Origin of the sequence: Bacillus sp. JJ783 (assembly GCF_036963225.1) — a bacterium.
Classification (GTDB): domain Bacteria; phylum Bacillota; class Bacilli; order Bacillales; family Bacillaceae_G; genus Bacillus_A; species Bacillus_A cereus_U.
This window is the reverse complement of record NZ_JBALMG010000126.1, coordinates 1-11,046: the sequence shown is the minus strand read 5'-3', so window position 1 is coordinate 11,046 and position 11,046 is coordinate 1. Positions and strand designations below refer to the sequence as shown.

Sequence of the window (11,046 nt, the reverse complement as noted above, 5' to 3'; positions counted from 1 at the left end):
CTGTTGTAGTTTCGGTAAATTCATATGGGTAATTTATTTTAGATTTATCTTCAAACATGAAAATGCCTCCTTTTTAGGATTTCCTAAATTCTTTACTATAACATGATATGCATATATATTTTTTTGGACTAGTTATTTATATAGGTTAATGGAATTTAATTACATAAATACTGAAATATTTTAAAGGAAACAATTTGAGAAAGATATTGTATTGATAGCTGTTGACTACTATTGTTGTTTTTTTAGTTATTGTGATGTATCTGAAATTCTGAAGGAAGGTAGCATCTCGGTTCAGCCAACAACCATTATGCGATGGGTTCATGGAGGGGAAAAACTTATCTATCAAATTTGGAAGAAGAAAAACAAAAGAGCAGAACTATATTGGGAAATGGGAGTTCTGGTTATCCAGAACTCCCATTTCCTACGAAGTATTTATCGGTGACCAATCCCAATATATTGTAAACCGTGTTTTACTATTTCATTTTGTTTAATACAATTGCGGCCATCAACGATTTTGCATCCGCGCATTAATCTTTTTACTTGTTGCCAATCAAGTGTTTTAAATTCGTCCCATTCTGTGGCAATAATTATACAATCCGAATTTGTAATAGAAGGTTCCAGTTCAGTATGTTGTGTAACTTGTTTTTTCATATGAGAAGGGAGAAGGGCTATTGGATCATAGGCGTGAATTTCGTAACCGAGTGGAATTAATTTTTCAATAAGTGTTACAGAGAGAGAGTAGCGTGTATCATCTGTATTTGGTTTAAAGGAAATCCCTAAAATTGTTAATCTATTTGAAGAAGGATTTTTTAAATTGTTTTTGATTTTTTCAATATAGAGATCTACTTGTGTCGAATTGATAGATTGTACAGCTTGTAAAATAGGGACTGGTACTTGTTTACTATTTGCTGTGTAAATTAATGAATTCAAATCTTTTGGAAAACAGGATCCTCCATAACCAAGTCCTGCTTGAAGAAAATGGGGATTGATTCGAAAGTCATACCCAACTCCTTTTGCTACTTCAGTAATATCAATGTGATAAGCGTCACAAATTCTAGCAATTTCATTTATAAAAGATATTTTCGTAGCCAAAAACGCATTAGATGCATATTTAATCATTTCCGCCTCATTTAAACTTGTAGGAAAGAACGGTGCTTGAATACCTTTATATAGTGCTTGCATAATTTCTAGTGACTTTGTGTCATCTTTTTGTATGCCCACGACTGTTCTATCTGGAAAGAGCATGTCATGAACAGCAGAGCCTTCGCGAAGAAACTCTGGATTAGAAACGATATTAAAAAGTGAGGATTCTACACCTTTTTTTATAAGCATTTCCCGCATGAGTTGATTGGTACCTGGTGGAACCGTACTTTTCGTGATAATGGTTTTATATGATTTTATAGTTTGAGCTAACATATCGATAACAGAGTAAATATATGTTAAATCTGTTTTTCCATTAGACATGGAAGGAGTTCCTACAGCAATAAGAATAACTGGTGTTTGTTGAATAACTTGATCAACATCACTACGGAATTGTAACCGTTTTTGATGTTTGTGCATAAGTTCTGTTAAACCTGGTTCATAGATAGGATACTCTCCTTTTTGGAGAGCGTTAATTTTATTTTGATCTTTATCAACACAGCTAACATGATGTCCTAAATCGGCTAATACTACTGCTGATGTTAGTCCAACATAGCCAGAGCCTATAATACATATATCCATAAAATGATCACCCTTCTGAAATTAGTGCTAGTCTTTAGTTTAATATTGGTGGATAAGTTCAATTGGTGACATATGAAAAGATCTACTCGTACCAGAAATGAGAAGAGATGATTAGGTAAAAGCTTTTTGATTTAGCGAATATTTGATAGTTTGTACGTAGTCCTAGCAATACTCCTGTGTAATCTTCTGGGTACATATCTCCACTATATTGTTCACAGGAAAAGATAGGTGGAATAGTCCAATCGCCTATATTAATCACATCAAATCCTCTCACAACAGAATACGGAATATTCTCTGTTTTATCACATTTTCCTACAGAAGAGGTTATACAAAATCGCCGTTTACAACGATAAGATTTTTTTCGAACTTGATGACAACCTTCACATCCAAACAATTTAAATTCATCTTTAAGGTATCCAAATCGTATGAATTTTAAAATTCATTCCAAAGAGATTTACTGAATTTTTATACCATATTTGATTATAAATTGTTCCTAATGATTATGTCTATTAAAGAAAATACGTTTCAGTATATTTGGTTCCATAACTAAAAATTATCATAACCTGAACGGTTATGGTAGTTCCAGATTTTTAAGTCAAAATCCAAACAAAAAACCTATATTTTCGTAGCTTTTAAAAAAAGATCAGATGTCTTTTTATTAGGGTTTTTGTATTGGTTGAAATTACCAAACGAAAATATGACAACTTCTGAAATATTTATGTTGACACTTAACGTAAGCGCTTTTATAATCAATTTGACAATAATGAAAATCACTATCACTTAGGGGTAGCAGGGGGAAGTAATTCATGACATTCAAGTTAAAAGTATTATCTGCAGCTGCGGTAACATCTCTTCTTTTTACGGGTTGTGCAAAAGAGGAAACAAAAGCATCGGAAGCACAAAATAAAAAGACAGAACAGACAGTGAAAAAAGAAGAAACAAAACAACAAGAAGCTGACTTTGTACAAGCTTACAAAGATGGGATAGCTGAACTTGAAAAAGCGAAAGATGGCAAAGAGGTTGACTTCGATAAAGTAACAAAGCTATATAAAGAAAAATTACAATCACTTGTTCAAAAGCGTGACGGTGAATTCAGTGAACAAATCGACCAAACAATTACAGCTGCATTAGAAGCAGGAAAAAAGAAAGAAATGGAACCAATGGTTGTAAAGCAACTATTTGATAAATTAATGCAAAAAGAGTTTTTCCAATCGATGCGCCATGATTTTAAAGAAATTGATACAAACTGGGGCAAAAAAGATGTTGTGAAAAAAGAAATGGATGAAGCACTTGCGTTTTATAAGGGCGTAGAAGGTACAGTTGGAAAACGCGATACAGCATATGGTACACAAATGGCTTCTCAAATTAAAGGCGGCTTTGATGAAATGCAAGCAGCCATTGATAAAGACGACAAACTTGCATTTGCACTTGGTAAGCAAGTTGTAGATAAAACGATAATGAAAACATTCTACCTAGCGACAGGTGGAGTTCCACATGGCTATGCTACAAAAATGGTAGAAGCAGCAAAAACTGATGAGAAGACAGCGAAGATTGAACAAGCAGAAGGATGGGCATTTTATCAAGCGATCTATCCGTATATCAAAAAAGCAGCTCCTGAAGATGCAGACTTTATCTTAAAGCAGTTTGATTTAAAAACTGATATAAAAACAGTTGATGCAAAAGCAGTAAATCAAGCGTTTGTACGTGGATTCTCAAAAGTTGCATTAGGTGAGTATAAAGAAAGCCAAGAGAACTTTGGAAAAGATAAAGGTCCTATTACAGCATTAGAAGGCGCGTTGTTCATTAATATCATTGAAAATGATTTGAAAGCAGTACTTGGCGAACAGCAAACGGTCGAGTTAACAAAAACAGCACAGTCTTATTTAGAAGCAGTAAAAGCGAAGAAGAAAGAAGATGCTGATAAATTGTTACCACAACTTGAGGGTGCGTTAAATAAAGCTGTTGAAGCAGCGAAATAATCTGCTCATACGTATGCCTTTTTGAAGAAACCTTGTCTTGACAAGGTTTCTTCTTTTACATAGTGTGGTAAAGGGTGGTGAAATGAATGAAAGTATTAATTACTGGAGGGGCTGGTTTTATCGGGAGTCATCTTGCTTTAAAGTTGTTAGAACAAGGAAAGCAAGTTGTACTACTGGATAATTTCCACTCCTATTATGCGAAATCACGAAAACAGTTTCAGCTTGAACGAGTGCAGCGGTATGGAAATGTACCATTTTACGAGTGTGATATTTTACATAAAGAAGATGTGAAAGCTGTTATGCAGCAAGAGAAGGTTGATGCAGTTATTCATTTAGCTGGATTTCCAGGTGTGAGACCATCACTTGAAATGCCAGGTGCTTATATTGATATTAATATAAAAGGGACAAGTAACGTATTAACATGCGCAGGAGAAGAAAATGTAAAGAAAGTCATTCTGGCATCCTCTTCTTCTGTGTATGGTGAGCAAACAGGAATGCCTTTGAAGGAGGAAATGGCAAATGGCCGTGTCTTATCTCCTTATGCAGCATCGAAATACGGGGCAGAGTCACTTTGCCATGCTTATCAATATATGTATGGATTCCAAATGAATATTTTACGATTCTTTACTGTATATGGTCCGTGGGGGCGCCCTGATATGGCGATAGCGAGCTTTATTCGAAAATTATTACGTGGTGAAGAAATTGTTGTATATGGAAAGGGAACAGGAAGAGATTACACATACATTGATGATATTACAGAAGGGATTGCTCTTGCGTTAGAGTCGAATAGAAGCGATGTCTACAATCTAGGTTCGAATGCACCAATTTTAATGACTGAATTGCTTGCACAGTTAGAGAAGCACTTCCCGCTTATGCGCGTAAATAGAGAGGCGCATCGTCAAGGAGATGTAACATCGACGTGGGCTGATATTTCGAAGGCGAAAAATCAGCTGGGATATGAACCTCGTGTATCATTTGCAGAAGGGTTGGAGCAGACTATTGCTTGGGCGAAAGAATATCCGGATACTGTTTAATCTTTGTAGTATTTTCTTGTTATGTGTTTTTTTTGTTATATCGTGGCAGTCATTTGAAATGTCTTCTTTGTGGGGAAAACTATATGAATTATGGAAACATCCTTATACCTTAATGTTTCTTATTGTGATGTATGGCGGTGCATTTTTCTTTCGTGCATACGCTTGGAAATTGTATCTTCATCATCATATTACAATGAAAGAGGCTTTATATGGATTGTTTTATAGCTTGTTTATTAATCATGTTTCTCCATTGAAAGTAGGGGATGCTGTTCGCATTGCGATCATTACAAAAGAAAAGAAAGTGACGTTAGGAGAAGCGACACAATCAGTTGTTATTCTTCGTATATTAGATTTACTTATTCTTGGTGTATTTGGAACAGTAGGGATGTTTATACTGTGGGGGAATGTTTTACTGAATGTTCCCGTTATCCTCGCTTGTATATGTATTGGAAGTGGGGCGTTGTTTCTTTTGTATAAAAAAGTACCGCAATTTGTAGAGGGGCAATGGGAGCAATTAAAGGCCGTTTTGTTTACAATACAAGGCGTTATCATTATATTACTAATTGTAATGAGCTGGATTTGCGAGGCTTTTGTAATTTATGAGATTGCGAGTTCACTTACATTCATACAGGCGGTTTGGGTAAATAGTATGACCATAGCAGGACAAGTATTTCAATTAACACCAGGCGGTCTTGGGACATATGAAACGGTAATGACGTTTGCGCTAAGGGCGCTTGGAGTAGGGGAAGTGGCAGCATATGAATGGTCATTAATGAGTCACGGTTTTAAATTTATATTTTCTTACGGTGTGGGTGCAATCCTGCTCGTCTTATACCCAATGGAGTTGCGTTCACTAGTCAGTCAGAAGGGGGAAAACATCCGGTGGAAGAAGTAAAAAAAGCATCAAAGTTTGAAAAAGTTGCAGCCCGCTGCTGGAACTTACTGAATGAAGGAAAACCGTTTACGCCTATTTTTGTATTCGGTACATTTTTATTGTTTTCTATCTCGCAGTTTGGACAAAATGGTTTTATTTCAGCATTTTTTAGTAGTTTTGTCCTCATTGTACCTTTACTTGTTTTATATTATTTGTTTGATTTTCCATTGTTTTTAAGAAATTATTTATGGTTTCCGTTTATTGCATATTTAATTGTATTTAAGATGGTCCATTTGCCATTATTCTTTTTTGCATTAGGATTATATTTCTTCTTTACAATTTTATTTTGGGGAACTTTATATTATCATTTACGAATTGGTACATCATGGTTGAACTTCACACGATTTTGGAAGCTAGTTTTAAAAAATAGTGATTCTACAAGTGGGAATGCACAAGAACAGATGCCAAAGTTCTTACTATTACTTTCGCTTTGGTATTACTATTACGATTTCTTTCAAGAAGGCGGTACATTTAACGGTGTAGATTGGAAAGTGCTGTGTATATTTTATGGTGCTCTTCTTATATATACGCTTATTTTACACCGTAATTTATTTGATTGGCAGCCAAAGGCAATTTCTAGCTATACAGAAAACATGCCTGAAAATCAAGAGGCATTAAATGAAAAAGTAGTTGTGATTGTGATAGATGGTATGCGAAAAGATCGTTTTGAGGCAGCACATACACCGTACTTAGATTCCCTTCGAAAACAAGGGACAGAGTTTTTAAATATGGAAACTGTATATCCAGCTCGTACAGTTGTATGTTTCTCATCTATGTTTACAGGAACGTATTCTTTTGAGCATGGAATTAAATCGAATATGGTTTGGAAGCATGGAGTGAACGTAGAGAGTATTTTTGATTCTCTTCGTAAAGTGGATAAAACAGGGAAGATGTTGGCGGTTGCTCATCTTGTCGACGCGTTTGGCGATGATGTGGAAACATTTACTGCTGTGATGAAAAATGATGTTGTTGACTCGAAAATTATGGAGAAAGCAAGAAAAATTATGGATGAACAAGATCCAGATCTATTTATCGTCCAGCTTATTTCTACAGATCAAACAGGTCATAGCCGCGGCGTACTATATGATGAATATTTACAAAAAATTCATGAAGCAGATCAGCATGTGAAGCAATTTATTGAGCATTTAGAGAAAACAGGAAAAGCAGAAAATACGACATTTATCATTTGTGCAGATCATGGACAAGCAGATGGGATTGGTGGTCATGGTCATTTAGACGAAGGAGAACGGTTTGTACCATTCTTTATGTGCGGCCCTCATATCGCTCAAGGTATAAAAGTAGAAGAAAAGAAGAGTCTTGTTTCTATGGCCCCTACAATTGCTTATTTATTAGGAGCGCCGTATCCATCTCATAGTCGTGGTCCTGTCTTAGTAGAGGCACTAAAGGAGCAGGAAAAAGAATGAAAGTAATTGTTTTTATACCCGCATTAAATGAAGAGGATTCTATTGCACATGTCATTCAAAAGGTACCACGCCATTTTCATCCAAGTGTAAAGGTAGAAGTACTTGTTATCGATGATGGCTCAACTGATAGAACGGTAGATGTTGCAAAAAAGGCCGGGGCTGATCACATCGTTTCATTTGCAAAAAACGGAGGACTTGGTGCAGCCGTTCGAGCAGGTTTGCAGGAGAGCTATCGTCTTGGGGCTGACATTAGTGTAATGATTGATGCTGATGATGAGTACCCAGCTAATGAAATTCCGAATGTACTTGAACCTATCTTTACTGGAGAAGCAGATTATACGATGGGTTCTCGTTTTCGGGGAACCATTCAAGGAATGAGATTACATCGACGTCTTGGTAATTATTGCTTTACGACGCTGCAATGTTTGTTATTGCGAAAGTGGATTCGCGATGGGCAATCAGGTATGCGTGCTTTTTCTAGACAAGCGATGGAGCATGGGGAAATTATTCATGATTATAACTATGCCCAAGTTATTACTTTGAATTTAGTACGAAAAGGCTTTCGAGTACAAGAAGTACCGATTACGTATAAAGTAAGAGAAACAGGCGATTCTTTCATATCTTTTCGTAAGTATATGACGCGTGTGCTTCCGGCAATTTGGAAAGAAATGAAGTGTCCAGTAGAGAAAGTTACGATTGACTATGCTGCCCATGTATTAACAGAAGATAAGAGGTGCTCGTAGCGAGCGGTTTTTATCTTGACAATAATAATCATTAACCTCGGGAGGAACGTTCATGAAAAGAATCATTACATCATTATTTGTTGGTATTTTCTTACTATTCTCTGTGCAAACAAGTGCATTTGCTTATTCGTATGGAAATCCGAACGAAGAAAAAGTAGCTGAAGCATATAAACAGATGGTTACCAAGTTAGATGAAAATCCGGCAAACTTTAAAGAAGCTAAAAAAGCATATGAAAATGTACAAGAAGAAATTGATCAGCATATGGGAAAAGAACCCTCTAAAGCAATGATGAAGGACTTTGATAAACAAAATAAAGAAGATATTATTGCTGATATGCAAAAAATTCTTGCGCTCAATATTAACCGTCGTTTAACAAATGTTGATGAAAAATTTAAAGACTATGATACAAGCAAACGTCTATTAGCTAAAGCATTTGCTACATATGAAGCGTTATCTCCTGTTATTGGTGAGCGTAATAAAGAGCTGGATACAAAGCTAAAGGATGAATTTAATAAAGCTTTAGAATCATTAGGAAACCCAGGGTTATTTGGAGTAGGTCAAAAAGAAGCAAATCAAGATGCTTTCAAGAAAAGTAAAGATGCTATTTTAACAGGTTTACAAAAAGAATTTAAAATTAAAGATTTTAAAGTAGGGCACTTTAGTGCGAATAGTCAAGAAGATAAAGCAGCTTCTGAAAAAACAGAGTGGACAGATTTAAGCAGCTTGAAAAACTGGGCGCCGATTGTAGTTATCGTACTTATACTTGTTGGGGTCATTGTATATGCTGTAAGAAAACGCAAGTAAGGGTGAGGGGGAAGAGCAATGCAACTTCAGGCATTTCTTATTACATTTCGTGAAGTATTAGAAGCGTTGCTTATCGTTGGGATTATTACAACGTACTTAAAGCGCACAGATAGTAAACAGTATGTAAAATATGTTTGGTTAGGAGCAGGGCTTGCGGTTGTAGCAAGTTATATTGTCGCCCTAGTCTTTCAAGTTGTATTTACTGGTTTTGCTGCTATGGGTAGCGAAATGTATTTAAAAATATCCATTATTTTCGTTTCAGCCATTTTACTTACACAAATGGTATTTTGGATGGCGGAACATAGTAAGAATATGACAGCCAATATGGAAAATAAAATGAATCAGTATATTACGGCTGGAAATATAATTGGAATGGTCGTGCATTCTTTTCTTGTTGTACTTCGAGAAGGTGTAGAAACAGTTTTTTTCTTTGCAGCGATTACAGGAGGAAACATCGGGGAAGCGATGAAAGGCTGGGGAGCTATATCTGGTCTACTCGTTGCAGCAGTTGTTAGCTTCTTATTCTTTAAAGGAACGATGCGTATTTCACTCAAAGTATTCTTTAAAGTAACAGGTGCATTTATCGTATTAATTGCAGCAGGACTTCTGGTACAAGGTGTTTCTATGCTTCAAGATTTAAAGATACTTGGCAGCGTAATGCCGCACGTATATGATATTACATGGCTACTACCAGAGCATCCTATTGATTATGCTCATTATCTTCGCGATCATGGTACTGCACCACTTCTTTCTGGTGATATCGGCATTTTCTTAAAAGCATTTTTAGGATATTCCTCGATGCCATCTATTGAAGAAGTACTTGTGTATATCGGATATTTTGTTGTGTTGTATATGTTAATTGTCTTTAAAAAGCCTGTTAAAAAAAAGAAAGAAATAATTGAAGAGAATAAGTCAGTTAGTTAAAGTACAAGGTATTTTCCTTGTACTTTTTTTGAAGAAAGGAAATGAGATGAAACAAGTACTACGTATATGGGCAGTTATCCTTGTTATTAGTGTGATTTGTATTCGTTTTTTCTACGCAAGTCCGTTTGCAGCAACGTGGGACGAAGTCGATTTTACACTTGCATTAAAGCAATATGACATATTGGCGATGCAGCCCCATTTCCCAGGGTATCCTTTTTTTATTTTAGGGGGAATGATAACGCATGTTTTTATAGAAAATCCTGTGCAATCGTTAGGCGTTTTTAATGCCATCATGGCACTCGGCGCAGCGTTTCCGATGTATTGGATTGCACGTTATTATGTAGGTAAAACGAGCGCTCTTATTGTTGTAGCTGTCTTACAAACGAGCGGGTATTTCTCTATTTTAGTAACGCAGCCTATGTCAGAAGGTGCAGCATTAGCAATCGTATGGTGGTATATATGGAGTATAGAGCGTGCCTTTCGTACAAAGTGTTTTCAAGCTCAATTCTGGCCAATTCTCTTCTTTGCGCTATTAATGGGTATAAGGTTATCTTATGCATCGTTTGGAATTGTACTTATTTTATTATTATGGCAACAATGGCATGAAGAAAAATGGCGATTTATAATCTTATTTTGTACAGCTGTCCTTTCGCAACTAGTTTGGGTCAGTGCTCTTATTTGGAATATTGGTGGAATCACCGGGTTGTGGGAAATTTCTTTTGGATTTGTAGAAGGACATTTTACCGAATGGGGTGGAGCAGTTACAGATACGAGTGAACCACTTATTTCACGCCTCTATCGTTTGCTTTCTGAAAACATCATCTTTGCAGGAATAGGTATCCACTCTTATTATTTGGTAGCTTTCTTTTTGTTCTTTTTGTTTCTGTTTGTTTTACAATGGAAAAACATACGTTGCTATCCAAAGGTTTTGATTGCTCTTGGAATTTTCTATTTTCTTTGGAATTTATTTGGACAAAATATTGATAAACCTCGTCACTCTTATCCGGTTGTAGCGATGTTACTATGCGTACTTGCTATTTCATGGTTAAAAAGACATCGTGGTATTATATTGCTTTTGTTTGCAACCAGTCAACTTATGGTGAGTATACCACTCATGAAAGAACAACAAGTGGAGGTACCGGCAACATATCAACTCGCGTCATATTTGGAGGGGAAACAAGAGCCGTTTATTGTATACACTTGGGAAGAGACGAGGGTTATGGAATATTTACAAGTGCCGTATGAACATAAACGGTTTTACACATATTCATATTTTTTACAAGATAAAAAATATCATAAAAATGATAATATATATGTTACCAATCATCTCATTGAAGGGTTTCAAAAACAAGGGATTAATATAGAAGGACAAGTTGAAAAGGAAGCCGTCTTTTATTCAAATCCATTATTTGATCCTGTTTATCATAAAATAGTTTTATACAAATGGAAAAAGGATTCTGTTGTAAAGTTTATTCAAGAAT

Annotated in this window: 9 protein-coding genes and 1 pseudogene; 9 read left to right on the top strand and 1 reads right to left on the bottom strand. The window is 35.8% G+C overall.

Annotation, left to right across the window (positions count from 1 at the left end; genetic code table 11):
- Window positions 1-205: 205 nt before the first annotated feature.
- Window positions 206-439, top strand: a pseudogene (locus V7038_RS23460) (IS6 family transposase); the annotation flags it as partial.
- Here V7038_RS23460 and V7038_RS23455 read toward each other — a convergent pair.
- Complete coding sequence (locus tag V7038_RS23455; protein WP_335695699.1) at window positions 433-1,722, bottom strand: UDP-glucose dehydrogenase family protein; 1,290 nt, start codon at window positions 1,720-1,722, stop codon at window positions 433-435. The pseudogene V7038_RS23460 and the gene V7038_RS23455 sit on opposite strands and share 7 nt — an antisense overlap.
- A gap of 806 nt (window positions 1,723-2,528) precedes the next feature.
- On the opposite strand from V7038_RS23455, the gene V7038_RS23450 reads away from it, so the two are divergent.
- The 8 genes from V7038_RS23450 to V7038_RS23415 all read left to right on the top strand — a co-directional run.
- Entirely contained in the window at window positions 2,529-3,701 is a 1,173-nt protein-coding gene (locus V7038_RS23450) for a hypothetical protein (RefSeq protein WP_335695698.1), read from the top strand.
- An 86-nt stretch (window positions 3,702-3,787) separates the two neighbouring features.
- Window positions 3,788-4,735 (top strand): SDR family NAD(P)-dependent oxidoreductase, encoded by a 948-nt coding sequence (locus V7038_RS23445; RefSeq protein ID WP_335695697.1) that lies wholly within the window; start codon window positions 3,788-3,790, stop codon window positions 4,733-4,735.
- On the top strand, window positions 4,701-5,630 hold the full coding sequence (locus V7038_RS23440) for a lysylphosphatidylglycerol synthase transmembrane domain-containing protein (protein WP_335695696.1): 930 nt from the start codon (window positions 4,701-4,703) through the stop codon (window positions 5,628-5,630). The genes V7038_RS23445 and V7038_RS23440 overlap by 35 nt, the downstream gene beginning before the upstream one ends.
- Window positions 5,618-7,093, top strand: a complete 1,476-nt coding sequence (locus V7038_RS23435) for an alkaline phosphatase family protein (RefSeq protein ID WP_335695695.1) — start codon at window positions 5,618-5,620, stop codon at window positions 7,091-7,093. The genes V7038_RS23440 and V7038_RS23435 overlap by 13 nt, the downstream gene beginning before the upstream one ends.
- Window positions 7,090-7,836: a glycosyltransferase family 2 protein gene (locus tag V7038_RS23430; protein ID WP_335695694.1), complete on the top strand. Its 747-nt coding sequence runs from the start codon at window positions 7,090-7,092 to the stop codon at window positions 7,834-7,836. The genes V7038_RS23435 and V7038_RS23430 overlap by 4 nt, the downstream gene beginning before the upstream one ends.
- A 52-nt stretch (window positions 7,837-7,888) precedes the next feature.
- Complete coding sequence (locus tag V7038_RS23425) at window positions 7,889-8,641, top strand: hypothetical protein (RefSeq protein WP_335695693.1); 753 nt, start codon at window positions 7,889-7,891, stop codon at window positions 8,639-8,641.
- Window positions 8,642-8,659: 18 nt separating this feature from the next.
- Window positions 8,660-9,565, top strand: a complete 906-nt coding sequence (locus tag V7038_RS23420; RefSeq protein WP_033731173.1) for an FTR1 family iron permease — start codon at window positions 8,660-8,662, stop codon at window positions 9,563-9,565.
- A gap of 46 nt (window positions 9,566-9,611) precedes the next feature.
- Window positions 9,612-11,046: hypothetical protein (locus tag V7038_RS23415; RefSeq protein ID WP_335695692.1), on the top strand; the 1,435-nt coding region annotated here is incomplete at its 3' end.

Excerpts from the sequence above, each read along its gene's own strand:
- V7038_RS23455 (WP_335695699.1), bottom strand. The coding sequence starts at position 1,722 with ATGGATATATGTATTATAGGCTCTGGCTATGTTGGACTAACATCAGCA.
- V7038_RS23445 (WP_335695697.1), top strand. The coding sequence starts at position 3,788 with ATGAAAGTATTAATTACTGGAGGGGCTGGTTTTATCGGGAGTCATCTT.
- V7038_RS23430 (WP_335695694.1), top strand. The coding sequence starts at position 7,090 with ATGAAAGTAATTGTTTTTATACCCGCATTAAATGAAGAGGATTCTATT.
- V7038_RS23425 (WP_335695693.1), top strand. The coding sequence starts at position 7,889 with ATGAAAAGAATCATTACATCATTATTTGTTGGTATTTTCTTACTATTC.
- V7038_RS23420 (WP_033731173.1), top strand. The coding sequence starts at position 8,660 with ATGCAACTTCAGGCATTTCTTATTACATTTCGTGAAGTATTAGAAGCG.
- V7038_RS23450 (WP_335695698.1), top strand. The coding sequence starts at position 2,529 with ATGACATTCAAGTTAAAAGTATTATCTGCAGCTGCGGTAACATCTCTT.